General features: G+C 66.2%; 22 protein-coding genes and 1 tRNA gene. 15 read left to right on the forward strand and 8 right to left on the reverse strand.

Annotation, left to right across the window (positions count from 1 at the left end; all coding sequences use genetic code 11):
- Positions 1–9: 9 nt before the first annotated feature.
- Both HUW43_RS09355 and HUW43_RS09360 read right to left on the reverse strand, forming a co-directional pair.
- Positions 10–225, reverse strand: coding sequence for a YnbE family lipoprotein (locus tag HUW43_RS09355; protein WP_223181406.1), 216 nt, complete (start codon positions 223–225; stop codon positions 10–12).
- Positions 222–3,323, reverse strand: coding sequence for a YdbH domain-containing protein (locus tag HUW43_RS09360; protein ID WP_223181407.1), 3,102 nt, complete (start codon positions 3,321–3,323; stop codon positions 222–224). Before HUW43_RS09360 ends, HUW43_RS09355 begins: the two co-directional genes overlap by 4 nt.
- A gap of 275 nt (positions 3,324–3,598) precedes the next feature.
- Between HUW43_RS09360 and radC the strand changes: the two genes are divergently transcribed.
- Complete coding sequence (gene radC, locus HUW43_RS09365) at positions 3,599–4,282, forward strand: RadC family protein (protein WP_188237150.1); 684 nt, start codon at positions 3,599–3,601, stop codon at positions 4,280–4,282.
- Positions 4,283–4,383: 101 nt separating this feature from the next.
- Here radC and HUW43_RS09370 read toward each other — a convergent pair whose 3' ends face one another.
- A complete protein-coding gene (locus HUW43_RS09370) occupies positions 4,384–4,848 on the reverse strand; it encodes an EF-hand domain-containing protein (RefSeq protein WP_188237151.1) in 465 nt (154 codons plus the stop codon).
- Between the two features lie 197 nt (positions 4,849–5,045).
- Here HUW43_RS09370 and purB point away from each other — a divergent pair, with 197 nt between their 5' ends.
- From purB to HUW43_RS09410, 8 genes are all read left to right on the forward strand, one after another.
- Positions 5,046–6,356, forward strand: a complete 1,311-nt coding sequence (gene purB / locus HUW43_RS09375; protein WP_188237152.1) for an adenylosuccinate lyase — start codon at positions 5,046–5,048, stop codon at positions 6,354–6,356.
- Positions 6,357–6,491: 135 nt separating this feature from the next.
- Entirely contained in the window at positions 6,492–6,836 is a 345-nt protein-coding gene (locus HUW43_RS09380; protein WP_188237153.1) for a lipopolysaccharide assembly protein LapA domain-containing protein, read from the forward strand.
- On the forward strand, positions 6,833–7,507 hold the full coding sequence (gene pyrF, locus HUW43_RS09385; protein WP_120219696.1) for an orotidine-5'-phosphate decarboxylase: 675 nt from the start codon (positions 6,833–6,835) through the stop codon (positions 7,505–7,507). Before HUW43_RS09380 ends, pyrF begins: the two co-directional genes overlap by 4 nt.
- Positions 7,508–7,623: 116 nt before the next feature.
- Entirely contained in the window at positions 7,624–8,253 is a 630-nt protein-coding gene (locus HUW43_RS09390) for a phosphoribosylanthranilate isomerase (RefSeq protein WP_188237154.1), read from the forward strand.
- Between the two features lie 101 nt (positions 8,254–8,354).
- Entirely contained in the window at positions 8,355–9,608 is a 1,254-nt protein-coding gene (gene trpB / locus HUW43_RS09395) for a tryptophan synthase subunit beta (protein ID WP_188237155.1), read from the forward strand.
- Positions 9,605–10,396, forward strand: coding sequence for a tryptophan synthase subunit alpha (gene trpA, locus HUW43_RS09400; RefSeq protein ID WP_188237156.1), 792 nt, complete (start codon positions 9,605–9,607; stop codon positions 10,394–10,396). The genes trpB and trpA overlap by 4 nt, the downstream gene beginning before the upstream one ends.
- On the forward strand, positions 10,393–11,244 hold the full coding sequence (gene accD, locus HUW43_RS09405; RefSeq protein ID WP_188237157.1) for an acetyl-CoA carboxylase, carboxyltransferase subunit beta: 852 nt from the start codon (positions 10,393–10,395) through the stop codon (positions 11,242–11,244). Before trpA ends, accD begins: the two co-directional genes overlap by 4 nt.
- A 129-nt stretch (positions 11,245–11,373) precedes the next feature.
- A complete protein-coding gene (locus HUW43_RS09410) occupies positions 11,374–12,705 on the forward strand; it encodes a bifunctional folylpolyglutamate synthase/dihydrofolate synthase (protein ID WP_188237158.1) in 1,332 nt (443 codons plus the stop codon).
- On the opposite strand, the gene HUW43_RS09415 is transcribed toward HUW43_RS09410, so the two are convergent.
- Positions 12,702–14,123 carry an AmpG family muropeptide MFS transporter gene (locus HUW43_RS09415; RefSeq protein ID WP_188237159.1) on the reverse strand — a complete coding sequence of 474 codons (1,422 nt, stop codon included), beginning with the start codon at positions 14,121–14,123 and terminating at the stop codon, positions 12,702–12,704. The two genes, HUW43_RS09410 and HUW43_RS09415, sit on opposite strands and share 4 nt — an antisense overlap.
- Positions 14,124–14,223: 100 nt before the next feature.
- Complete coding sequence (locus tag HUW43_RS09420) at positions 14,224–14,661, reverse strand: response regulator transcription factor (protein WP_188237160.1); 438 nt, start codon at positions 14,659–14,661, stop codon at positions 14,224–14,226.
- 153 nt (positions 14,662–14,814) lie between these two features.
- On the opposite strand from HUW43_RS09420, the gene HUW43_RS09425 reads away from it, so the two are divergent.
- Positions 14,815–15,672: a pseudouridine synthase gene (locus tag HUW43_RS09425; protein WP_188237161.1), complete on the forward strand. Its 858-nt coding sequence runs from the start codon at positions 14,815–14,817 to the stop codon at positions 15,670–15,672.
- Positions 15,672–16,214, forward strand: a complete 543-nt coding sequence (rsmD, locus tag HUW43_RS09430; RefSeq protein ID WP_188237162.1) for a 16S rRNA (guanine(966)-N(2))-methyltransferase RsmD — start codon at positions 15,672–15,674, stop codon at positions 16,212–16,214. The genes HUW43_RS09425 and rsmD overlap by 1 nt, the downstream gene beginning before the upstream one ends.
- Here rsmD and HUW43_RS09435 read toward each other — a convergent pair.
- The gene (locus tag HUW43_RS09435; RefSeq protein WP_188237163.1) at positions 16,211–16,765 is read right to left on the reverse strand and encodes a septal ring lytic transglycosylase RlpA family protein; all 555 of its coding nucleotides are present in this window, start codon (positions 16,763–16,765) and stop codon (positions 16,211–16,213) included. The genes rsmD and HUW43_RS09435 overlap by 4 nt on opposite strands.
- A gap of 209 nt (positions 16,766–16,974) precedes the next feature.
- Here HUW43_RS09435 and HUW43_RS09440 point away from each other — a divergent pair, with 209 nt between their 5' ends.
- From HUW43_RS09440 to HUW43_RS09450, 3 genes are read left to right on the forward strand one after another with little or no spacing between them, the layout of a single operon-like run.
- Complete coding sequence (locus tag HUW43_RS09440; protein WP_188237231.1) at positions 16,975–19,266, forward strand: ATP-dependent helicase; 2,292 nt, start codon at positions 16,975–16,977, stop codon at positions 19,264–19,266.
- A 52-nt stretch (positions 19,267–19,318) separates the two neighbouring features.
- Positions 19,319–20,368, forward strand: coding sequence for an aspartyl/asparaginyl beta-hydroxylase domain-containing protein (locus tag HUW43_RS09445; protein WP_223181409.1), 1,050 nt, complete (start codon positions 19,319–19,321; stop codon positions 20,366–20,368).
- 19 nt (positions 20,369–20,387) lie between these two features.
- A complete protein-coding gene (locus tag HUW43_RS09450) occupies positions 20,388–21,551 on the forward strand; it encodes an acyl-CoA dehydrogenase family protein (protein ID WP_188237165.1) in 1,164 nt (387 codons plus the stop codon).
- 167 nt (positions 21,552–21,718) lie between these two features.
- Here HUW43_RS09450 and HUW43_RS09455 read toward each other — a convergent pair.
- Positions 21,719–21,794: transfer RNA gene (locus HUW43_RS09455), tRNA-Ala, on the reverse strand.
- Between the two features lie 99 nt (positions 21,795–21,893).
- Here HUW43_RS09455 and HUW43_RS09460 point away from each other — a divergent pair.
- A complete protein-coding gene (locus tag HUW43_RS09460) occupies positions 21,894–22,907 on the forward strand; it encodes an NADP-dependent oxidoreductase (RefSeq protein WP_188237166.1) in 1,014 nt (337 codons plus the stop codon).
- Between the two features lie 243 nt (positions 22,908–23,150).
- Here the strand turns inward: HUW43_RS09460 and HUW43_RS09465 are convergent, their stop codons facing one another.
- Positions 23,151–24,509, reverse strand: coding sequence for a DEAD/DEAH box helicase (locus HUW43_RS09465; RefSeq protein WP_188237167.1), 1,359 nt, complete (start codon positions 24,507–24,509; stop codon positions 23,151–23,153).
- Positions 24,510–24,590 lie beyond the last annotated feature (81 nt).

Below are 24,590 nucleotides of genomic sequence, written 5' to 3' on the forward strand. Positions count from 1 at the left end.
TCCCTGTCATCAGAATATCTCGCTATTCTGCTCGATGAGCTTTTTGGCATCGCCATCAAGCCTGTACACCACTTCCTGACGGATATTGATATTCAGGTTGATTTCGATCGGCTTGTCGGGCGTTTCGATCTGAACGCAGCCCGCAAGGGCCGGGATCGCGATCATTATCGCCAGACAGCGCGCCGTGATGGCCAGCCTCCTTGCTCCGATATTGGACGTCGTCATTGCACAGGCTCGCTTTCTGGGGGCTGAACGGGGGTGGCGGCGCCGCGCGCGGCGGCTTCGGCGTCCTGCTGCGCACGCATCAGCGCCGGCAGATTCTGTTCGATCAGCAGCGACGGGTCGTAAAAGCCTTTCGCCGAGGTAAGCAACTGGCGGAAGGGCGCGGTGATCTTTACGTTGAAGACGAACGGCAGCTTCGCGATCTGATCGGTCAGGAAATTGCGCGTGGCGCCCGCGCCCTGCCCCACGCCGCCAAAGCGGATATCGGTCACCATTTCGCCGTCGAGGTCCCCGTTCAGAATGATTGTCAGATCGTCATATTTCAGGCTGCGCAGCGCGCCAAAGGCAAAATTGGCCATCACGCCGAGGTTGCGGTTCGACAGTTCGCCGACATAGGCGAGCGTGCCGCCGCCGTCGCGCGAATCGATACGCCCGCCGACGATCCGTCCACCCAGCCCGTCGAACTCGACCGGCAGCGTGCCGTCGAACTTGCCCGTCGCATTGATATTCTCGAACCCGAAGCTTTGGAGGAACACCGCCGCATCGACCCCCACCACGTCGAAGGTCATCCGCCGCGGCTGGTCGGCGGCAAAGTTCAGCGTCGCAGGATGGAGCAGCAGTTCGCCACCCGCAAAGGGCCAGCGCCCGCCTTCGATCCGCACGCGATTGTCGCCGAGCAGCCGATACTCGATCTCCCCTTCACGCACCGGAATGCCGGGGTTAACTTCGTCGATCCGCGCAATCTGCCCCGGCGCCGAGCGAAGGCCGATCAGGTCGTCGAAGCGGAGCGTCGCGGTCAGGCCCGTTACCGGGCCGAAGGCGGCGGCAAGGTCGGCGTCGGCGGTCGCAAAGGTGCCGTTGCTGGTGACGCCCGCGGCGTCCCATTCGACCCGGCCGTCGCCGACGACCGATCCCCGCACGTTGGCGATGACACCCTTGGCGAGATAGGTGAGCTGGTCGGGCTGGAAGGCATCGTCGAAGCGCAATTCGCGCACCTTCAGGTCGGCCGCGCCGCTGCCGTCAGCGAAGCGGTGGCGGATAACGGTATCGAGGATTTTCGTCCCGGTCGTCCGTTCGGCAAAGCCCGCAGTCGCCTCGATCGCGCCATCGGCAAAGCGCAGCACGGCATCGCGGCTGACGAGCGGATAGAAGCGGGCGTCGGGCGCGGCACCGTCGGTGAGCGTGAGGCCGCCTTCCAATGTCAGCGCGCCATCCGCCCAGCGCCACGCGCCTGCGATCGCGCTCATGTCAAGGGGAACGGCGCCGATCTTGCCCGCCGCGCCGACAAGCTCACCCGCCATGCCCCGGCCCGACGCGCGTCCGGTGAGCCGCTCGACGCTGAAGCGCGTCACGCTCTCGCCCTCGCCCAGCCGGACGTCGGCACCTGACAGCGACCAGCGCAGCGTGGCCAGGTCGATGGTCGCGGGCCCGCTTGCGATTCGCAGCGGCGATTCGCCGCTGGTTCCGGCGAGCGCGATGCGCGGCACGCGAACAGCGCCGCGCACGCCGCCCGGCCCGACGCTCAGCAGCGGCGCGCCTGCTTGGCTGCACAGGTCGAGCGCACTCCCGGCAATCCGGACGCCGCCGACCGCGATCCGGTCGGCGCCGACGCGGCGGCATCCGCCGTCGAGCGCGAACGCACCGGTCGGGCTCAGCACCCCGGCGAGCGGAACACGCAGTCCTTCGACCCGCCCATCGCCCAGCGGCCCCGACAGCAACGCCGTGGTGGCAAAGCGCAACGCGCCGCCGGGGCGGCTTGAAAAACGCACCGGATCGAGCGCAAGCCGACTGGAGCGGGCTTCATAGGCGGCGAATCGCGCCTCTCCGCGCAGCGTTCCATCGGCGCGCCGGTCAAGGCGGAGCCTCGCCGCGGGCAGGTCGCCGCCACCCAGACTCCATTCGCCCGCCACCAGCCACGTCGGCTGTTCGGCGCCGTAAAGATAGCCGATGCGGCTCTCGGCGTTGCCGGTGAAGCGCGCGCCGCTCGTGCTCGTCAGGCGCGGCGCGATCAGGTCGACGCGCGCCAACGCCCCCTCGCCCGCGAACTGGAAACCGGCGCCGCCGTTCACGCTCGCCAGCGCGCGCGCCGTGGCTGCCGCTGCTTTCGCCGCGAGCGGACCGAGCGGCGTCGCTTCGACCCGGCGCGCACTGTCGACGATTGCGCGCCGCGCCGCCGCGCTCAGGCTGGCACGCGCAAAATCGATCGTCCCGTCGAACCGCGGCGCCGCGCTGCCGACGCTGCCCGCCGCCGCAATTCGCACCCTATCGGCGGTGAAATCGGCGCCGCGTAGCCGCGCCATTGCCGCATCAAGTTCGATTCTGGTTTGCGCCGCGCCGCCATCGAAGCGCGCGAGCACGCCAAGGCGGTCGGCGCGCAGCGACGCGGCTGCAAGCGACGCGATGCCCGCGTCCGCGCTGCCGCGCCACTGGCGCAGATCCTCTGACAAAGTAAGGTTGACGGCGACTTCGGCGGACGCGGCTCGCACCGCGCCATTATCGCAAGCCAGCGACTGCCCGCGCAGCGGCCCCGCCAAGGCGGGACGCACGCCGCGCACGCGCAGATCGCCGTAAAAGCTGACCCCGCGCGCGCTGCATCCCGCCACGGCCAGCTCCGGGGCGACGAGGGCAAGCTTGCCCGCGAAATTGTCGCGCAAATTGCCCGAACCGTTCAACGCGGCGCCGACATCGCCCCACGGCGTTTCGACGCGCGCGCGGGCATCGCGCAGCATCACTGCGAGGTCGGGCAAGGCAAAGGGATCGGTGCTTTCGGGATCGCGGAACCTGTCGAGCGCGCCGAACGACAGGCGGCCATCGACGAAACGGCCATAGAGGCGCACGCCTTCGGCGCGGATCTGCGATACATAGGGGCCGGTGAAGCCATAGCCGAGCAAGACCTCGACCTTTTTGGCGGTGAGGTCAGGCCGTTCCGGGTCGCCGATGACGATGTCCGACAGCCGTTCGCTGCGCAATCCGATCGCGTCGATGCGATATTGCGCGGGCACGCCGCGGTTTTCGAGCTGGCCGCGGATGAACTCGTCGGCGATCGGCTCGCGCGCCAGCCACGTCCCCGCCACCAGCGCGGCGACCGCACCCGCGGTCATCCAGCGCTTCCGAAAGAACAGTTTTCGGGAACGCCATCCCCGCCTTATTGCACCGCCGTCCCCGGTCACGCCGTCGCTCGCGGAATATCGGGCGCTTGCCGGATCGAAAAGGCGTCGAATGCCGTCATGGCGTGCGAAACATCGTCCCTCGGCCCCGGCCTGTGCAGGATAGCAACGCCGGAAATCGCGTTTCGCTCCAGCAAATTGGTCCGCCTTGCCATCCTTTCGTCCTATTGCCGTTGAGTGCACCGAACAAGGCGGTTATTCCCGGCGCCATGGGGGACAGGGACACACTCGACCATCTGGGCCACCGCGGCCGGTTGCGCAGCCGTTTGCTCGACGATCCCGACGGGCTCGCCGATTACGAGCTGGTCGAATATCTCCTCGCGCTTGCGGTGCCGCGCCGCGACACCAAGCCGCTTGCCAAGGCGCTGCTGCGCGAATTCGGCTCGCTGGCGCAGCTCGTCAGCGCCGATCCCGAATCGCTGCGCCGCGTCGACGGGCTGGGCGATACCGGCATTGCCGCACTGAAAATCGTCCAGGCTGCCAGCCTGCGCTTGCTCAAGGGCGCGTTCCGCGACAAGCCGTTGCTTTCCAACTGGGACGCGCTGCTCGACTGGTTGCGCGCCGACATGGGGCCGATCGACGTCGAGCGCGTGCGCATCCTCTATCTCAACGCGCGCAACATGCTGATCCGCGACGAACTGGCGAGCGAAGGATCGGTCGACCAGTCCGCCATCTATGTGCGCGAAGTGATCCGACGCGCGCTCGAACTCGGCGCCTCGGCGATCATCATCGTTCATAACCATCCCAGCGGCAGCCCCGAACCGAGCCGACAGGACATTGCGATCACGCGCGAGATCGCCGAGGCGGGAACGCGGCTGGGCATCGTGCTGCATGACCATATCATCATCGCGGGGTCCGATTATCGCAGCTTCCGCGCCATGGGGCTGTTGTAACCGCAGCAGCCCGCTTCAATCCTAGGCACGAAACAAGGCAGCCGCCGGATCGCTCCGGCGGCTGCATTCCGGCTGCGCGGGCGGCAACCCGCGCAAGGGGATTAATTGCCGCGCGACAGGAAGGCGGTCAGCTCCGCCTTGTTCACTCCGCCCGACTTGTCGGTGTCGGCGGCGGCATAGGCCTGTCCGATCCAAGCCTTTACTTCAGCCGATTCGGGATCGACGCCGGGGTCGGTCGCGGCGCGCAGCTTTTTCATCCACGCGGCGAACTCGGCATCGCTCAACTCGCCATTACCGTCGCCGTCATAGGTCGGAAACTCCTGATCGACGATCCCGGCGATCTGCGCGGGGGTCGCCGCCGTCCCCGACGATGCGGGTTCGCTTGCGTCCGGCGGCGCCGAGGCGTCGGGCGCCGGGGCGGGGCTGGTCGTATCGGGCATTGGCGCGGGGGTGGCCGGCTCCATGGTCGTCGGCGCGTTGGCGGGATCGCTGGTCGGCGGGGTCGCCTGCGCGAACGCCGGGACGGCGACAGCGGCGGCACCGATCAAAAGCAGTTGTTTCAGCACAATCATTCTCCTCTGCGGCGACGTTGAACGGTTTGCGACCTGTCGCCTTGGTGATGGGGGCACCAAGGCAACCCGCCGCATTTCGCCAGGTTGCGGCGCCGCGGCATTTGGCGAAACGTCCCGTCCCTGCTAGGGGGCGCCCCGTCGCGGCTCCGCCGGGATTTTGCGACAAGGCGCCCGATAAGGAAGGAAATTCAATGGTTCCGCGTTATGCACGGCCGGAAATGACGGCGATCTGGTCGGCCGAGAATCGCTATTCCATCTGGTTCGAGATCGAAGCGCACGCGACCGACGCGCTTGCCGAACTGGGCATCGTTCCGCATTCGGCGGCGAAGGCGCTGTGGGACTGGTGGGCGACGCGGCCCGTCATCGACGTCGCCGCAATCGACGCGATCGAGGCGGTGACCAAGCATGACGTGATCGCCTTTCTGACCTGGGTCGCCGAAAATGTCGGCGACGAAGCGCGCTTCATGCACCAGGGGATGACGAGCAGCGACGTGCTCGACACCTGCCTGGCGGTGCAACTGGCTCAGGCCGCCGACATATTGCTCGCGGACCTCGACGCGCTGCTCGACGCGATCAAGCGCCGCGCTTTCGAGCACAAGTTCACGCCGACGATCGGGCGCAGCCACGGCATCCACGCCGAACCCGTCACCTTCGGCCTGAAAATGGCCGAAGCCTATGCCGAGTTTTCGCGCTGCAAGGCACGGCTTCAGGCGGCGCGCGCCGAAATCGCGACCTGCGCCATTTCGGGCGCGGTCGGCACCTTCGCGAATATCGACCCGCGCGTCGAGGCGCATGTCGCGGCGAAGCTGGGCCTTGCGGTCGAACCCGTCTCGACGCAGGTGATCCCGCGCGACCGCCACGCGATGTTCTTTGCGACGCTCGGCGTCATCGCCTCGTCGATCGAGCGGCTGGCGGTCGAGGTCCGCCACCTTCAGCGCACGGAAGTGCTGGAGGCCGAGGAATATTTCTCGCCGGGGCAGAAGGGGTCGTCGGCGATGCCGCACAAGCGCAACCCCGTGCTGACCGAAAATCTGACGGGCCTTGCCCGCATCGTGCGCAGCGCCGCCGTTCCCGCGATGGAAAATGTCGCGCTGTGGCACGAACGCGACATCAGCCATTCGTCGGTCGAGCGCTTCATCGGTCCCGACGCGACGATCACGCTCGACTTTGCGCTCGCACGGCTTACCGGCGTGATCGACAAGCTGCTGGTCTATCCGGCGCGGATGCAGAAGAACCTCGACCGCATGGGCGGGCTGGTCCATTCACAGCGCGTGCTGCTCGCGCTGACGCAGGCGGGGGCAAGCCGCGAGGACAGCTATGCGCTCGTCCAGCGCAACGCGATGAAAGTGTGGGAAAGCGACGGCCAGCTGTCGCTGCTCGAACTGCTCAAAGCCGACGCCGACGTCACCGCGCGCCTTTCGGCCGATCAGCTGACGGAACTTTTCGACCTCGATTATCATATGAAGCATGTGGACACGATCTTCGACCGGGTGTTCGGCTGAACCCGCGCGCCACCCGATCCATTCCATCATCCCGGCAAAGGCCGGGATGATGATGAAGACGGTGGCGTCCGGGCTGGAATCGCCGGGCAATCTGTCATAGTGTCCACGCCGGACCGACAGAGGGAGCAAGACGACGTGGGCATCCTGCGAACGATCATCTGGGTGGTGCTGACCGCGGTTCTGGTCATCTTTGCGATGGCGAACTGGCAGGTCGTCACCGTCACCATCTGGCCAGGCTGGGAGGCCGAGACCAAGCTGCCCGTCGTCATCCTCGCCGCCTTCCTGATCGGCGCGCTGCCCATGTGGATCGCGCTGCGCACGACGCGCTGGTCGCTGAAGCGCCGCCTCGACGCCAGCGAGCGGCAGGCCGCCGACCTGCGCGCGCTCGCGCATCGCCCCGTCGAACCGGCTCCCGCCCCCGCGCCCGTCAACGACGCGCCCCCTGCTCCCACGGACCTTTTCGCCCCGGACAAGCCATGACGTCGCCCATTTATCTCGCCATCGACACGCCGCATCTCGACGCCGCGCTGACACTCGCGCAAAAGGTCCGGCACCATGTTGGCGGGCTGAAGCTGGGGCTCGAGTTTTTTTGCGCCAACGGCCATCATGGCGTGCACGAAATGGCCAGGCTCGGCTTGCCGATTTTCCTCGATCTGAAGCTTCACGATATTCCGAACACGGTGGCAAAGGCGATCCAGGCGCTGCGCCCGCTTGAACCCGCGATCCTGACCGTTCACGCCGCGGGCGGCCGTGCGATGCTGGAGGAGGCAAAGGCGGTTGCGGGCAAGAACACCAGGGTCATCGCCGTCACCGTGCTGACCAGCCTAGACGCGCCCGACCTTGACGACATCGGCGTCGCGGGCACCCCGCACGACCAGGTCGTCCGCCTCGCCGCACTCGCCCGCGAAGCCGGGCTCGACGGCATCGTCTGTTCGGGACAGGAAGTGAAATCGGCGCGCAAGGCGTGGCCCGGCGGCTTCTTCGTCGTCCCCGGCGTCCGCCCCGCGAACGGCCGGACCGGCGACCAGAAACGCATCGTCACGCCCGCTCAGGCGATGTCGGACGGCGCGTCGATCCTCGTCGTCGGCCGCCCGATCAGCCAGTCGCCCGATCCCGACCTTGCCGCGCGCGAGATCGAAGCGACGCTCTAAGACACCGCTTTCCATAACCGTTCGTGTCGAGCGAAGTCGAGACACCCATCGGGACAGCGCAAGTTCGAGGGGCATCTCGGCTTCGCTCGATGCGAACGGGCCAACAAAGGCTTTCCATGCCCCCACTCGTCAAAATCTGCGGCATCTCGACGCCCGAAGGCATAGACGCCGCCATCCGCCTCGGCGCCACGCACATCGGCCTGGTCCATTACGAGCCGAGCCAGCGGCACGTCGACCTCAGGACCGCGGCCGAGCTTCGCAAGCGCGCGGGGTCGCACGTCAAGGTTGCACTTCTGCTCGTCAACGCCTCGCAGAAACTGACCGGCGAGGCGCTCGGCATGGTGCGCCCCGACATCGTCCAGTTTCATGGCAGCGAGACACCCGAATGGCTCGCGGTCGTCAAGAGGCTCGTTCCTGCTGAAATCTGGAAGGCGGTCGGGCTCAAGGATGCCGAAACGCTCACCCGGATGCAGAAATATCACGGGATCGCCGACCGCATTCTGTTCGATGCGCCCGCCGCCGCGCTGCCCGGCGGGACGGGCACGCGCTTTGACTGGTCGCTGCTCAAAAATCACCGGCATACAATGGACTGGGGCATCGCTGGCGGGCTGACCCCCGACAATGTCGCAGAGGCGATCGCCGCAACGGGCGCGCCGCTCGTCGATGTCTCTTCGGGCGTCGAAAGCGCGCCGGGCGTCAAGGATATGGACAAGATCGCCGCTTTCCTTAAAGCGGTCGGCCGATGACGACGCTGCAAACCTTCGTCCTGCGCATCGGGAAACGATGGCGCTGATCGCTTGAGACCTGTCTTCAAGTGAATGCCCACCCGTAACCGATGGAAATGACGATGACCGACGCTTCGACCCTGCCCAACAGCCTTCGCTCCGGCCCCGCCACGCAGGCTAACAGCCTGCGACAACAGCCGGACTCGCGCGGCCATTTCGGACCGTTCGGCGGCCGCTATGTCGCCGAAACGCTGATGCCGCTGATCCTCGACCTTGAACGCCATTATCGCGCCGCGCGAGCCGACCCGGCGTTCAAGGCCGAGTTCGACGAGTTGCTGAAAAATTATGTCGGGCGCCCCAGCCCGCTGTGGCTGGCGCAGCGGCTGACCGAGCATCTCGGCGGCGCAAAGATTTACCTGAAGCGCGAAGATCTGAACCACACCGGTGCGCACAAGATCAACAATTGCATCGGCCAGATCCTGCTCGCGAAACGCATGGGCAAGACGAAGATCATCGCCGAAACCGGCGCCGGCCAGCACGGCGTCGCGACCGCGACCGTCGCCGCGCTGTTCGGCCTGCCCTGCACCATCTTCATGGGCGCGGTCGATGTTGCGCGGCAACAGCCCAATGTGTTTCGCATGAAATTGCTTGGCGCCGAAGTCGTCGCGGTCGAAAGCGGCGCAAAGACGCTGAAGGATGCGATGAACGAGGCGCTGCGCCACTGGGTCGCGAACGTCCACGACACTTTCTACATCATCGGCACGGTTGCGGGTCCGCACCCCTATCCGCAGCTTGTCCGCGATTTCCAGTCGGTGATCGGCGACGAAGCGCGCGAACAGATTTTGGAAGCCGAAGGACGCCTGCCCGACATGCTGATCGCGCCCGTTGGTGGCGGATCGAATGCCATCGGCCTGTTCCATCCCTTCCTCGACGACATGGACGTCGAGATCGTCGGCGTCGAAGCCGCGGGCGAAGGGCTGGACGGCAAGCACGCCGCGAGCCTTGCGGGTGGCAAGCCCGGCATCCTCCATGGCAACAAGACCTATCTGCTGCAGGACGCGGACGGCCAGATCACCGAGGCGCACAGCATTTCGGCGGGGCTCGACTATCCGGGGATCGGTCCCGAACACAGCTGGCTCCACGACATCGGCCGCGTCCGCTACGAACCGGTCACCGACGAAGAGGCGCTGGCAAGCTTCCAGAAGCTGACCAAGCTCGAAGGCATCATCCCCGCGCTCGAAAGCGCGCACGCAATTGCTGCCGCCGAACGCATCGCGCCGACCTTGGGCAAGGACAAGATTATCATCGTCAATTGCTCAGGGCGGGGGGACAAGGACATCTTTACCGTGGCCGAGGCGCTGGGGGTGGCATTGTGACCCGCTTCGCTACTGCCTTTGCAAAGCCGCACCGCGCCCTCGTCGCCTTCATCACCGGCGGCGATGGCGATACCGCCGCGAACCTCGACGCGCTCGTCGCGGGGGGCGCCGATGTGATCGAACTCGGTATGCCCTTCACCGATCCGATGGCCGATGGGCCGGCGATCCAGGCGGCCAATCTGCGCAGCCTTGCCAAGGGCACGACCACCGCCGACATTTTCGCCATCGCCGCCGCGTTCCGCCAGCGCCACCCCGACACCCCGCTCGTGCTGATGGGTTACGCCAACCCGATGACGATCCGCGGCGGTGACTGGTTCGCGGCCGAATGCGGGCGTGCCGGCGTCGACGGCGTCATCTGCGTCGACCTTCCCGCCGAGGAGGATGGTGAACTCGGCCCCGCGCTCCGCGCCGCCGGGGTCGATTTGATCCGCCTCGCCACCCCGACGACCGACACCGCGCGCCTGCCCGCCGTGCTCGATGGCGCGGGCGGTTTCCTCTATTATGTCTCGGTCGCCGGCATCACCGGCCAGCAACAGGCCGCGCAGGCAAGCATCGACGAAGCCGTCGCGCGGCTCAAGGCCGCCACCGACCTGCCCGTCGCGGTGGGTTTCGGCGTTCGCACCGCCGAACAGGCCGCGCAGATTGCGCGCGTTGCCGACGGCGTCGTCGTCGGTTCGGCGTTCGTCGACATCATTGCCCGGCATGGCGACGCCGCAGCGCCCCATGTCGAGGCTTTCACCCGCACCCTCGCCGATGCTATCCATAGCGCCAAGGAGATCGCCGCATGAGCTGGCTCGACCGCGTCCGCAACGCCCTGCCCTTTGGCGCCAAGCGCGATACCGCCGATAATCTGTGGCACAAATGCCGCCAGTGTCATCAGATGGTGTTCGTCAAGGAGTGGGAGGACAATCTGAACGTCTGCCCGCGCTGCGACCATCACGACCGCATCGGCGCCAAGCAACGTTTTGCCCAGCTGTTCGACGGCGGGCTGCACGAGCTGATCGCCGCGCCCGCCGCGCCCGAAGACCCGCTGAAGTTCCGCGACACCAAGAAATATGTCGACCGCATCAAGGCCGCGCGCGCACAGACCGGCGACCGCGACGCCTATCAGAACGCCTTCGGCCGCATTTCGGGCCAGGGTGTCGTGATCGGCGTGCAGGATTTCGCCTTCATGGGGGGGTCGATGGGCGTTGCGGTCGGCGAAGCCTTTGTCGCCGGGGTCGAACAGGCGATCAAGCGCGGCGTGCCCTATATCGCGATCACCGCCGCGGGCGGCGCGCGGATGCAGGAAGGCACGCTGTCGCTGATGCAGATGCCGCGCGCGACGGTGGCCCTGGCCCGCCTGCGCCGCGCCGGGCTGCCCTATATCGTGCTGCTGACCGACCCGACCACCGGCGGCGTCACCGCCAGCTACGCCATGCTCGGCGACGTGCAGATCAGCGAGCCCAAGGCGCTGATCGGCTTCGCCGGCCAGCGCGTGATCGAGAACACGATCCGCGAAAAGCTGCCCGAAGGCTTCCAGCGCGCCGAATATCTGCTCGATCACGGGATGATCGACATGGTCGTGCATCGCAAGGACTTGCCAGAGACGCTCGGCCGGCTGATCGGCTATCTGGCGCCGGAAAAGGCGGCGTGAACCCCCTCTCCCCTTCGGGGGAGAGGGTTGGGGAGAGGGGGACTCTCTTCGCTTTGCCCGACCAAAGGCCGGTTTCGGAGACGCCCCCTCTCCCCGGTCCTCTGCCCTGAAGGGGCAGAGGGAGACGATGTGCCCGACCACGCCCGCAGCACCGACCCCGCCGTCCAGGCCCAGCTCGATCGCCTGACCGCGCTGTCGCCGGGCCGCGACATCCTTGGCCTTGAACGCATCGCCCAGCTCTGCCGTCGCCTCGGCGATCCGCAGCACCGCCTGCCGCCTGTGTTCCATGTTGCCGGGACCAACGGCAAGGGATCGACCTGCGCCTTCCTGCGCGCCGCGATCGAGGCGCGGGGCCTGACCGCGCATGTCTATTCCAGCCCGCACCTCGTCCGCTTCAACGAGCGCATTCGCATCGCCGGTGCGCTGATCGACGACGCGCGCCTCGCCGCGCTGCTCGCCGAAGTGCTCGACGTTGCGCACGACCTGCAAGCCAGCTTCTTTGAAGTGACGACCGCCGCCGCCTTCCTCGCCTTCGCGCGCACCCCCGCCGACGCCTGTATCGTCGAGGTCGGGCTCGGCGGGCGACTTGACGCGACCAACATTATGGCCGCGCCGACCGTCTGCGGCATCGCGTCGCTCGGCATCGACCACGAGGCATTCCTGCTCGCGCCCGAAGCCGATGTGCCCACGGTGCCGCACGACCGCATCGCCTTTGAAAAGGCCGGAATCGCCAAGCCCGGCGCGCCGCTGGTGACACAGGCCTATCCCGCGTCGATGCGCGCGGTGATCGCGGCGCGCGCCGCCGCCGTCGGCGCGCCGCTCGTCGATCGCGGCGCAGCGTGGAACGCGGATATCGCCGACGGCCGCCTGAACTATCGCGACGCGCGCGGCACGCTCGACCTGCCGCTGCCGGCGATGGCGGGCGCGCATCAGGCCGACAATGCCGCGCTGGCGATCGCAATGCTGCGCCATCAGGCCGCTGTTTCAGTCGACGACGCCGCGCTCGCCGCCGCCATGACGCGCGCGACCTGGCCCGCGCGGATGCAGCGGCTCGGCGCCGGACCGCTCACCGCCCTGCTACCGCCGGGAACGGCGGTTTGGCTTGACGGCGGCCACAATCCCGACGCGGGCGTTGCGCTTGCCGCAGCGCTGCGCGACATGCCGCCGCTCCACATCGTCTGCGGCCTGCTGGCGAACAAGGACGCGATGGGCTTTCTCCGCCCTTTCGCCGACCGTATCGCCTCGTTCCGTGCCGTGCCGATCCCCGGCCACGACCATCATGCTCCCAAGGATCTGTGCCAGCGGTTGCAGGACGGGCTTGGTATCGTCGATGCCCGCGCATGCGACAATGTGCTCGCCGCGCTGCGCCAACTCGCGGATGCGCCGGGCGACGTCCTCATCTGCGGCTCACTCTATCTCGCGGGCGAAGTGCTCGCCGCGAACGGCGAGTTTCCTGACTAGGTTCGCGCCGGCGCGGGCCGGTTCTCCTCGCGGCGTGGGCGTTCGTGCCCGTCATCCTCTGTGCTCGGCTGCCTGACGGTCTGAACGACGAAGCCCTTGCGCCACAGCACCCAAAGCAGCAGCATTCCGGGCGCCGCGATGACCACGGTCACGATCCAGAAACCGACCCAGCCCAGCCCTTCGGCAATATAACCGCCAGGCGTTGCCAGCCAGGTACGCCCCACGGCGGCAAAGGACGACAGCAGCGCAAACTGCGTCGCGGTATAAGCCAGGCTTGAAAGCCCCGACAAATAGGTAACGAAAACGGTCAGACCGATCCCGCTGGTAAAGTTTTCGGTCCCAACCGCGATCGCGAGCATCAGCGGCGAATGGCCGACCGCCGCCAGAACGGCGAACAGAAAATTGCTGAACATCATCAGCAGTCCGGATATGAGCAACGCGCGGCCCATGCCAAGCCATGCGATGAAGGGCGCACCGCAGGCCGAACCGACAATCAGCGCCACAAAACCGACGCCCTTGTTGATCGCGACGAACTCGGTATCGGTAAAGCCCAGTTCGACAATCATCGGATTGAGCATCCCCTGCCCCATGGCATCGCCGACCTTGTAGACGAGCACGAACAAAAGGATCAGCACGGCGCCATTACGGCCCAGAAACTCGCGGAACGGATTGACAACCGTGTCTTTCAGCCACGCGGCGAAACCTTCAGCCATTGCATTGGCGCGAGTGGGATCGAAGCGCCCCGATCCGGCGTATAGTGCGCCGAGGAAGGCCGGGAGGACCGCCAGTCCGGTAAAACCATATGCCGCTGCCCACCCCAGATTAAAGCCCTCTGGCGATGCCAGCGCGATGGTGCCGACACCCGCAATCAGATTGCCGGTGCGATACCCGAACTGATTCATCGCGGTGCCATGCGGCAATTCGGCATCCGACAGGATTTCGATGCGATAGGCGTCGATGACGATGTCCTGTGTCGCCGACAGAAAGGCGACCGCGATCGCCCAGAAGGCGAAAGGTGCCAAATTGTCGTTCGTCGGGTTGCTTGTGCCGAGATTCCAGATCGCGATCACAAGCAGCGCCTGAATGAAGAACAGCCAGCCGCGCCGCTGTCCAAAGGCTTTGGTCAAAAAGGGCAGCGGCAGGCGATCGACGAGCGGTGCCCACAGAAACTTGAGCGTGTAGGGCGTCGTAAGCCCGATCGCAAAGCCGATGGTCGATTTGTCGATCCCGACCTTTGACAGCCAGAATGTCATCGTTCCGAGCAGCAGGGTCAGCGGAAAGCCGCTTGAAATGCCAAGAAGGAACGCAACGATCGGCATCGGCTTGCGATAGGGCGAAAAGCTGGGGATCACGAACGCCAGGCCAATCACCAGCGCGATCACCGCGATCAGCACCGCCGTGTCCAGCCCAAGTTGCATATGATGTCCTTTCCCCGCCCGCGGCGCTTATCGCACAGGGCCTAAAGCCTCCCTGCCAAAATGGAAGCGGGTAATTGACCGGCGCGCCGGTCCGCCGTGCTCAGGCCGCGGCGGGGCGCCACCAGGTCGTCAGGCCAGCGACCTTGCGCGGCGCCTGGTTCTTGCAAATCATGGTTTCAAGCGCTTTCAGCGCGGCCACCAGCGCGGACGGGCTGTGCGGCTTGTCAAGGCAGGCCATGGCGATGTCGCTCGCATCCTCGGGGCATTGGCCGGTCACCAGCAGCACCGCGATGCCGCGGTCACGCGCCAGACGGGCGACTTCGCGCCCGCTCATATGCCCCGCAAGGCCAAGGTCGAGCACCAGCGCATCGATCGGTTCCGCCGCGATAAAGCGCACCGCCGCCTCGCCCGAATCGACCGTCGCGACAACATCATAGCCCGCTTGCTTCAAGGTATGTTCATTGTCGAACGCTGTCAGCGGGTCATCCTCGATGACCAGCAGGCGCTTGATGCACGAAGGGCGCGGACCAAAGAGCATGCAATCTCCCTTTCGATGGCCATGACTCGCTCCGCGCCTTCGTGCAATATCGCTTCTGCTTGCCATCGACGAAGCGACACTTTTCCGGCTATGAGCGTGGCCACGACGCCACACTATTTCCCGCATAACGACAAGAAAGCCGCATCCGTTCCGATGACCACCCGCCGCCCGCCCCGCACCGCCCCGCGCCCTGCCGCCGATCGCAACGCCGCCGCGGCGGGCCCGCGCGGCCGCCGCGCCGCGCGCGCCGACGCGCCGCCGCGCAAGCTTCCGGCCGAAGCCGAACGCGAGGACGGGCCGCAACGCATTGCCAAGCTGCTCGCGCGCGCCGGGGTCGGCTCGCGCCGCGACGTCGAACGCATGATCGAGGATGGCCGCATCGCGCTGAACGGCGAGGTGATCGCACAGCCCGCGCCGCTCCTCACCTCGCTCGACGGGTTGACGGTCGACGGCAATCCGGTGGCAAAGCCTGTCTCGACCCGCCTCTATCGCTTTCACAAGCCCGCCGGATGCCTTACCGCCGCGCGCGATCCCAGGGGGCGCAAGACGATCTATGACGTGCTGCCCAAGGGGCTGCCGCGACTGATGCCCGTCGGCCGCCTCGACTATAATACCGAGGGGCTGCTGCTGCTCACCAACGACGGCGCGTTCAAGCGCCAGCTCGAACTGCCCGCAAGCGGGGTAGAGCGCACCTATCGCGCGCGCGCCTTTGGCGACATCAGCCAGGCGCAGCTCGAGGAACTGGTGCTGGGGATCGAGATCGACGGGATTCGCTATGGCAAGATCGACGCCAATCTCGAACGCCGCACCGGGCGCAACCAGTGGATCGAAATGACGCTGACCGAGGGGAAGAATCGCGAAGTGCGCCGCGTGCTCGAACATCTGGGGCTTCAGGTCAGCCGACTGATCCGCACCCGCTATGGCGCGTTCACCCTCGCCGGGCTCGACATGGGGGCGGTCGAGGTCGTGCCGCGCGACGAATTGTTCAGGTTCCGGCGGCATCTCGGCTGATGCGCGTGATCGCCGGCGAATGGCGCGGCCGCAAGCTGCTTGCCCCCAGAAACGACGCCACCCGCCCGACCGCCGACCGCACGCGCGAAACGCTCTTCTCGATGCTCGCAAGCCGCCTCGGCAGTTTCGAGGGGCTTTTTGTCGCCGACCTCTTCGCCGGATCGGGCGCGCTGGGGATCGAGGCCTTGTCGCGCGGCGCCGAACATTGCCTCTTCGCCGAACAGGATCGCGACGCGCTCGATGCTCTCCGCAGGAATCTCGCCGCGCTGGGAGCAAGCCCGCGCGCCGACGTCCGCGCCGGGTCGGTGCTCGCGCTCGGCCCCGCACGGCGGACCTGCGACCTGCTGCTGTTCGACGCGCCCTACGCCACCGGCGCGGGCAGTGTCGCGCTCGACAAGCTCGCCCGCCTCGGCTGGATCGGCCCCGAAAGCTGGATCTCGATCGAAACGGGCGAGCGCGAAACGGTAGAGGTCGCGGGCTTCGAGATCGACGCCGAGCGCAAGGTCGGCAAGGCGAAACTCACGCTGCTGCGCCCGGTTTAGCGCAGCCGCGCGCGCAAACGCTGCAATTCGTCCGCGGGCACCGGCGCCAGCGCAGCGGCGGCCTTGCCCTCGCGCAGCCGCTTGCGGTCCTTCTCCGACGGTTCGACGCGTCGCACGCGCACCGGCGCATGGCCCTCGGCGCGCATCCCCAGCGCCTCGGCCGCGCCGCGCGACAGGTCGATGATCCGCCCGCGCGCAAAAGGGCCGCGATCGTTGACCCGCACGATGATCCGCCGACCGGTGTCAAGCGCGGTCACCTCAACATAGGTCGGCAGCGGCAGCGTGGTGTGCGCAGCGGTGATCCAGCCGGGCCGGAACTTCTCGCCATTCGCGGTCCGGTTGCCCGACTCGCTCCCATACCAGCTCGCATAACCGACGGCGTCATAGGCGGGCGCGGCGGCGGGGACATAGGTGGTGCCGCGGATCGTATAGGCGGGCCCGATTCGCACCGGCGTGTCGGCGACCGGGCGGTAATTGCCCCCGGCGCAGGCGGATAGCGCCAGAAGGATCAGCGCGCTGCCCGACGCCCGGATTGTCGACGATTGCTGCATAAACCGATTCTATAGGGCCGGAATGGCGAGATAAAGTCTGGAGAGGCCCGGACGGGGCGGAAGGGCGCCTTCGATAATCCTCCCCATCATTTGCAATGGGGAGAACTTATGACCAATGCCACGACCGCTGGCCGCCCCCCCCCCGCCCGCACTGGACAGCCCGTGCCCCGTTCCCTAATCGTTCGCGCGTGAACGATACCCCCGCCTCGATGCCCGACCTGACCCGTGCCGACCCCTCGGACCCGCCCTATCTGCGCGGATTGAATGGCCCGCAGCGGCAGGCGGTGCTGACGACCGAGGGCCCCGTGCTCATGCTCGCGGGCGCGGGCACGGGCAAGACCGCTGCGCTCACTGCGCGCCTCGCGCACATCATCGCGACGCGGCGCGCCTGGCCTTCGGAGATTCTCGCCGTCACCTTCACGAACAAGGCCGCGCGCGAGATGCGCGAGCGGATCGGGCGGATGATCGGCGACGCGGTCGAAGGCATGCCATGGCTCGGCACCTTTCACAGCATCGCGGCAAAGATGCTCCGCCGCCACGCCGAGCTGGTGGGGCTGCAGAGCAATTTCACCATCCTTGACACCGACGACCAGCTTCGCGTCCTCAAACAGCTTATCCAGGCCGAAGGGCTGGACGAAAAGCGCTGGCCCGCGCGCCAGCTCGCCGGGCTGATCGACAAGTGGAAGAACCGCGGGCTAAGCCCCGCCGACCTCGATGCCGCCGACAAGGAGGCTTATGCGGACGGCAAGGGCCAGCATTTCTACGCGCTCTATCAGGCGCGGCTGAAAACGCTCAACGCCTGCGATTTCGGCGACCTCTTGCTCCACATGCTCGTCATCCTGAAGTCGCACCGCGACGTGCTCGGACACTATCAGGCGCGATTCAAATATATCCTCGTCGACGAATATCAGGACACCAACGCCAGCCAGTATCTCTGGCTCCGCCTGCTGGCACAGGCGCGCAAAAATATCTGCTGCGTCGGCGACGACGACCAGGCGATCTATTCGTGGCGCGGCGCGGAGGTCGCGAACATCCTGCGCTTTGAAAAGGATTTTCCGGGCGCGACGGTCATCCGTCTCGAACAAAATTACCGCTCGACGCCGCAGATCCTTGCCGCCGCATCGGCACTGATCGCGCAAAACAGCGACCGGCTCGGCAAGACGCTCTGGACCGAGCTCGATGCGGGCGACAAGCTGCGGGTCGTCGGCGTGTGGGACGGACCCGAAGAAGCGCGACGGATCGGCGAGGAGCTGGAAACGCTCCAGCATCGCGGCATCAGCCTCGACCGCGCCGCGATCCTCGTCCGCGCGCAGTTCCAGACGCGCGAGTTCGAGGACCGCTTCATCGCGATCGGCATGCCTTACCGCATCGTCGGCGGCTTCCGCTTTTATGAACGCGCCGAGGTCCGCGATGCACTGGCCTATCTCCGCCTCGTCCAGTCGGCCGCCGACGACCTGGCGTTCGAGCGCATCGTCAACGTCCCCAAGCGCGGGCTCGGCGACAAGGCGCTGCAACGCATCCACCGGTTCGCGCGGGCCGAACGCGCCCCGCTGTTCCACGCCGCCTCGCGCATCACCGAAACCGACGAGCTGACGCCGCAGGCGCGCCGCCAGCTCGCCAGTTTCATCGCGATGATGCGCGGCTGGCAGGCAAAGGCAAGCCAGCTGCCACACCCCGAACTGACGCAGCTCATTCTCGACGAATCAGGCTATACCGCGATGCTCCAGGCCGACCGCAGCGCCGAGGCCGCAGGCCGCCTCGAAAACCTGTCCGAACTCGTCCGCGCGATGGAGGAATATGAATCGCTCGAAGCCTTCCTCGACCATGTCAGCCTTGTCATGGACCGCGACAATGAGGACCAGACCGAAACGGTGACGATCATGACGATCCATGCCGCCAAGGGACTGGAGTTCGACCATGTCTTTCTCGCCGGGTGGGAGGACGGCGTCTTTCCGTCGCAGCGCGCGATGGACGAGGGCGGCACCGCCAGCCTGGAGGAGGAACGCCGCCTCGCCTATGTCGCGATCACCCGCGCCCGCCAGCGCGCGAGCATCTATCACGCCGCGAACCGCCGCATCTATGGCCAGTGGATGAGCAGCATCCCCAGTCGCTTCATCGCCGAGATCCCGCCCGAGCATGTGGAGAGCGAAAACAGCTTCGGCGGCGGGCAGAGCCTGTGGCGCGCCAACTGGTCCGCGCAGGGCGATCCTTTCGCGCATGTCGCCGAACGCCAGCCGTCGCGCATCATGACGCGCGGCCCCGCCTGGCAGCGCGCCATGGCGGCATCGAACACCGTCACCCGCGCGCCCGCGCCTTCCGAACGCGGTCCCGCCGCGGCGGTCGGTGCCAAGCCGCGCGCCGACCTTGCGATCGGGCTTCGCGTCTTTCACGAAAAATTCGGTTATGGCGAGATCATCGACATCGACGGCAACAAGCTGGAGGTCGAGTTCGACCAGGCCGGAACCAAGCGCGTGCTCGACAGCTTCGTCCGCGCGGCCTGAAACATCGGGGCGCTCGCTTGCAAAGCCCGGGTCGCGCGTTATGGCAAGGGCGATGACGGCACCCGCAACATGGCTCGATCAGGCGCGCGACGCCCACCGCCGCGGTGACGTCGCGGCAGAGACGGCGGCGCTCGACGGCGCGATCCGTGCCGACCGCGGCAATATCCCCGCATTGCTGGCGATGGCCGAACTCAAGCGGCGGCTTGCCGACGAACGCGCGGCGGGCAGCTTCTATCGCCTCGCGCTGGCCACTGCGGCGCAGGCGCGCAGCGTCCCGGCCGCGCTCCATGCCGGCCTCCAGCGCGCCGAAGCGTTCATCGCCGCGACCGAGCGCGCTTTCGCTGACCATTTGCTTGCGCAACTCGCCGCAGCGGGCATCGACCGGGGCACCGCCCCGCCGCGCGTCGCCCAGGCGCTCCATATTCTTGCGGGCGAACAGCCGCTCTACCTTCAGCAACCCAGCATGTTCTATTTTCCCGGCCTCGCGCAGCAGCCCTTCTTCGAGCGTTCCAGTTTCGCCTGGGCGGAAGCGATCGAGGCGGCGACCGACATGATCCGTGCCGAGCTTCAGGCCTTGATCGAACAGGCGGCCGACCGCTTCACCCCCTATGTCAGCGCCAGCGCCGACCGCCCGCCGCCGAATAATCCGCTGCTCGACAAGTCCGACTGGGCGGCCGCCTGGCTGTGGAAAGACGGCGCGGTGGCCGACGGCATGGACCGGCTGTGCCCCGCAACCCTTGCCGCGCTCGAACTGGCACCACAGCCCGTCATTCCGAACCGCGCGCCGATCGCGCTCTTTTCGCGCCTTACCCCCGGCACGCATATCCAGCCGCATCACGGCATGCTCAACACGCGGCTTATCTGCCACCTGCCCCTGATCGTTCCCGATGGGTGCGGGCTGCGCGTCGGTGCCGAAACGCGTGCGTGGCGCGAGGGCGAGCTGCTGATTTTCGACGACAGTTTCGAGCATGAGGCGTGGAACCGCGGCACGAGCGACCGCACCATCCTGTTGTTCGAAATCTGGCGCCCCGACATCGACGCCGACGAGCGGGACCAATTGACGCGCATCTTCTCTGCGATCGACACATATGGCGAACAATAGACCAGGGGACACAGAAACGATGAGCAATGCGGGAATGGACGCCGACATCTACGATGCTTTCATCGAACAGCTGCAACGCTATGTCCGCGAGCGGCTGATCCCCGCCGAAGACCGGCTTGAGGAGCTTGGCCGCGTTCCCGATGATATTCTGGCCGAAATGCGCGACATGGGTCTGTTCGGAGTGACGATGCCCGAGCAATATGGCGGCGCGGGCATGAATATCAGCCAATATGTCGGCTTCATCCGCGAACTCGCCTATGCCGCGCCCGCCTATCGTTCGATCGTGTCGATCAACATCGGCATGGTATGCAAATCGATCCTCGGTTTCGGGACCGAGCAGCAAAAGGCGCATTGGCTGCCCAAACTGGCAAGCGGCAGCATCGCCGCCTTCGGCCTTACCGAGCCGGACAGCGGATCGGACAGCGCGGCGATGAAGACGCGCGCGGTGCGCGACGGCAACGGCTATGTGCTGAACGGGACGAAGCGCTATATCACCAACGCCCCCTTCGCCGACGTGATCCTGGTGATGGCGCGCACCAATGCCGAGGCGCTGCCCAAGAATGCGCATGTCAGCGCCTTCCTCGTGCCGCGCGACACGCCGGGCGTGTCGATCGGCAAGCCTGACGGCAAGATGGGTCAGGCGGGATCGCAGATCGCCGACGTGATCCTCGAGGATGTGCATGTCGACGGGGACGCGCTGCTCGGCGGCGAGGAAGGCATCGGTTTCCGCGCCGCGATGCAGAGCCTCGACAATGGCCGCCTGTCGGTTGCCGCGGCCAGCGTCGGCTATGCCAGGCGGATGCTCGACGCGGGGCTCAAATATGCGATGGAGCGCAAGGCGTTCGGTGAACCCATCGCCAATTTCCAGCTGATCCAGGCGATGCTCGCCGACAGCAAGGCCGAAATCTATGCCGCCGACTGCATGTTGAACGACGCCTGTGCGCGCGCCGATCGCGGCGAGCAAATCCTCGTCGAAGCCGCCGCGACCAAGATGTTCGCCAGCGAAATGTGCGGACGCGTCGCCGACCGCGTGGTGCAAATCCATGGCGGAGCGGGCTATCTTAAGGAATATCTGGCCGAACGCTTCTATCGCGACTGCCGCATTTACCGCATTTATGAAGGGACGACGCAGATCCAGCAGCTAGTGATCGCAAAGAATATGATTCGCGATTATGCGGGATAGGCTGGGCTGACATTCCGCAAACCGTCATCGTGAGCAGCGTGGCGACGCGGCAATCCGGCTGCTGGCGACAACCGCTCGGGATTGTTCCGCTCCGCTCGCCATCACGATATGCCAGGATTCCGGCCGCACAGCGGGCAGAGGTTTGGGATGTAGGGAAAAAGGATCGCTGGTGGAGCCGAGGGGAATCGAACCCCTGACCTCTGCAGTGCGATTGCAGCGCTCTCCCATCTGAGCTACGGCCCCGCGACCGGCGGCGTCTTAACGGCACAGTCCGGCAGTGGCAACGGCTTTTCTGACCTTTGCCGTCGCCAGGAAGTTTTTTTGGGGAACGGGGGGATTCCGATGAAAGCCTGGCATTTGACCAGTCGTCCGCAGGGGCTGCCGACAATCGACAATTTCGCGCTTCGCGACCTGCCCGACGCGCCGCTCGAAAAAGATCAGCTCCGCGTGCGCAACCGCTGGCTCTCGGTCGATCCCTATATGCGCGGGCGGATGAACGACGCCAAAAGCTATGCCGCGAGTTTCCGGCTCGACCAGCCGATGACCGGCGGCGCGATCGGCGAAGTCATCGAAAGCCGGATGGACGGCTTTGCCCCCGGCGACCTGATCCTCCACATGGGCGGCTGGCGCGAAGGCGGCGTGATCGGCCTCGACATGATGCCGAACAAGTTGCCGACCGCGCTGCTCGACGCGGGCCTGCCGCCGCAGACTTTCCTGCACAATATGGGCCTCACCGGCGGCACCGCGTGGATCGGCCTGCTCCGCGTCGCGGCGGCGAAACCCGGCGATACCGTCTTCGTCTCGGCGGCCGCAGGGGCGGTCGGATCGGCGGTTGTGCAGATCGCGAAGGCACGCGAGATGACCGTGATCGGTTCGGCCGGCGGCGCCGAAAAATGCGCATGGGTCGCCGAACTCGGCGCCGATGAAGTGGTCGATTACAAGGCGGGGCCGGTGCTGCCCCAGCTCTCCGCCGCGCTGGAACGGCTCGGCAAGAATGGAATCGACATCTATTTCGACAATGTCGGCGGCGAACATCTCGACGCCGCTTTTGCGACCGCCAATGATTTTGCGCGCTTCGCGATCTGCGGGATGATCGACGTCTATAACGACGCAAAGCCGCAGGAGATGAAATATCTCATCCGCACCATCCCCGCGCGCATCCGCATGGAAGGCTTTATCTACACCGACCAGTTTTTCGACTGCATGGAGGAGTTCTACGCCGACATGAGCGGGCTGCTCGCCAGCGGCGCGGTAACGATCCGCGAAACGGTGCATGACGGGATCGAGGCGGCGCCCGACGCCTTCCTTGGCCTGTTTTCGGGCGCGAATATCGGCAAGATGCTGGTGCGGTTGTAAAAATGTCCGGCGGCAGCGGCTAACCCGCGGTTGCCGAGGCTCCGGTTATTTTCTGGAACGGGAAGGTGGCAGCACGCAGGGCTGACGGAAACTCAGAACCTCTCGCCGCGATGCACCGTCCCGCCCCGTTCACCACCGTTTCGCGGCGGTTCCCCGCCCCTTGCCGCAGGGGAATTGGCCATGGTCGCTTCCCAGCCCGAAGCGGCCTTCATATCCGACCGGATTTCGTCCGACCGGTTCGATTCAGGTCCCGAAGCCAACCGACAGGAAGCTCGGCATCGGGCCGTTCCAGCCATCATCGGCGCCATCGTCATCGTCGGGCCGGGCCTGTGGCGCCGGTCTGCGTCCGGCGTCCTTCTTCGGAGCCTCGCGCGGCTTTTCAGCGGCACGCTTCGCCCCTCGCGCGGCTTTCGGTTCCGCGCGGCGTGCGCTGCGGCGCGGTTCGCGCGCGTCCTTGTCGCTTTCCGGGGCCGAAGCCGGGTTCGCCGCGCCGCCACCATGCACCGGGATCTTATAGCCCGTCAGCTTCTCGATATTGTCGATCGCCTCGTCATCCGACGGCGTGACCAATGTGAAGGCGCGCCCCTTCGCTCCCGCGCGGCCCGTGCGGCCGATGCGGTGAACATAATCGTCGGGGTGCCAGGGCGCGTCGAAATTGAACACATGACTGACGCCCTTGACGTCGAGCCCGCGCGCCGCGACGTCCGACGCCACCAATATATTGATCGTTCCCGCCTTGAAGCGATCGAGTTCGGCGATGCGGCTCGACTGGTCCATGTCGCCATGAATCTCGCCTGCCTTGTAGCCGTGGCGCTGAAGCGATTTCGCCAGTTCGCGCACGGTCGTCTTGCGGTTGCAGAAGATGATCGCGGTCGCCATATCCTCGGCCTCGATCAGCCCGCGCAGCGTGTCGCGCTTGCCCCTTTCGCTGGTCTTGACCACGAACTGCTCGATATTCTCGTTGCGGCTCGCCGGACGCGCAACCTCGATCGTCTTGGGGTTCGACAGGAACTTGTCGGCGAGTTTCTTGATCGGCGGCGGCATTGTTGCCGAAAAGAGCAAGGTCTGCCGATTCGCGGGCAGCTTGGTGCAGATATTCTCGATGTCGGGAATGAATCCCATGTCGAGCATCCGGTCGGCCTCGTCGATTACCAACAGGTTGCAGCCGGTGAGCAAAATCTTGCCGCGCTCGAACAGGTCCATCAGTCGGCCCGGCGTCGCGATCAACACGTCGACGCCCTTTTCCAGCGCCTTGACCTGATCGCCCATCTGCACCCCGCCGATCAGCAGCGCCATCGACAGCTTGTGATATTTGCCGTATTTTTCAAAGTTTTCAGCGACTTGCGCGGCCAGTTCGCGCGTCGGCTCCAGGATCAGCGAGCGCGGCATCAGGGCGCGGGCGCGACCATGCGCCAATATGTCGATCATCGGCAGCACAAAGGACGCCGTTTTGCCCGTCCCCGTCTGTGCAATGCCGATTATGTCGCGCATCATCAGCACCGACGGGATCGCCCCCGCCTGGATCGCCGTCGGTTCGCTATAGCCCGACTCGTCGATCGCGCGCAAAAGTTCGTCGGAAAGGCCGAGATCGGCAAATTTCATGTGGTATCATGTCCGGAAAAAGAGAGGCTTCGCCCAGCCGCCCACGCAGGCGAGCGATGCCGCGGCCATTGGGCAAATCGC

The organism is Sphingopyxis sp. LK2115 (assembly GCF_014595975.1).
Lineage (GTDB): Bacteria > Pseudomonadota > Alphaproteobacteria > Sphingomonadales > Sphingomonadaceae > Sphingopyxis.

Excerpts from the sequence above, each read along its gene's own strand:
- HUW43_RS09420 (WP_188237160.1), bottom strand. The coding sequence starts at position 14,661 with ATGCTCTTTGGTCCGCGCCCTTCGTGCATCAAGCGCCTGCTGGTCATC.
- radC (WP_188237150.1), top strand. The coding sequence starts at position 3,599 with ATGGGGGACAGGGACACACTCGACCATCTGGGCCACCGCGGCCGGTTG.
- HUW43_RS09415 (WP_188237159.1), bottom strand. The coding sequence starts at position 14,123 with ATGCAACTTGGGCTGGACACGGCGGTGCTGATCGCGGTGATCGCGCTG.
- HUW43_RS09440 (WP_188237231.1), top strand. The coding sequence starts at position 16,975 with ATGCCCGACCTGACCCGTGCCGACCCCTCGGACCCGCCCTATCTGCGC.
- pyrF (WP_120219696.1), top strand. The coding sequence starts at position 6,833 with ATGACGTCGCCCATTTATCTCGCCATCGACACGCCGCATCTCGACGCC.
- HUW43_RS09360 (WP_223181407.1), bottom strand. The coding sequence starts at position 3,323 with ATGACCGCGGGTGCGGTCGCCGCGCTGGTGGCGGGGACGTGGCTGGCG.
- purB (WP_188237152.1), top strand. The coding sequence starts at position 5,046 with ATGGTTCCGCGTTATGCACGGCCGGAAATGACGGCGATCTGGTCGGCC.
- HUW43_RS09355 (WP_223181406.1), bottom strand. The coding sequence starts at position 225 with ATGACGACGTCCAATATCGGAGCAAGGAGGCTGGCCATCACGGCGCGC.
- HUW43_RS09435 (WP_188237163.1), bottom strand. The coding sequence starts at position 16,765 with ATGCAGCAATCGTCGACAATCCGGGCGTCGGGCAGCGCGCTGATCCTT.
- HUW43_RS09465 (WP_188237167.1), bottom strand. The coding sequence starts at position 24,509 with ATGAAATTTGCCGATCTCGGCCTTTCCGACGAACTTTTGCGCGCGATC.
- trpB (WP_188237155.1), top strand. The coding sequence starts at position 8,355 with ATGACCGACGCTTCGACCCTGCCCAACAGCCTTCGCTCCGGCCCCGCC.
- rsmD (WP_188237162.1), top strand. The coding sequence starts at position 15,672 with ATGCGCGTGATCGCCGGCGAATGGCGCGGCCGCAAGCTGCTTGCCCCC.
- HUW43_RS09445 (WP_223181409.1), top strand. The coding sequence starts at position 19,319 with ATGACGGCACCCGCAACATGGCTCGATCAGGCGCGCGACGCCCACCGC.
- HUW43_RS09390 (WP_188237154.1), top strand. The coding sequence starts at position 7,624 with ATGCCCCCACTCGTCAAAATCTGCGGCATCTCGACGCCCGAAGGCATA.
- HUW43_RS09450 (WP_188237165.1), top strand. The coding sequence starts at position 20,388 with ATGAGCAATGCGGGAATGGACGCCGACATCTACGATGCTTTCATCGAA.
- accD (WP_188237157.1), top strand. The coding sequence starts at position 10,393 with ATGAGCTGGCTCGACCGCGTCCGCAACGCCCTGCCCTTTGGCGCCAAG.
- HUW43_RS09460 (WP_188237166.1), top strand. The coding sequence starts at position 21,894 with ATGAAAGCCTGGCATTTGACCAGTCGTCCGCAGGGGCTGCCGACAATC.
- HUW43_RS09425 (WP_188237161.1), top strand. The coding sequence starts at position 14,815 with ATGACCACCCGCCGCCCGCCCCGCACCGCCCCGCGCCCTGCCGCCGAT.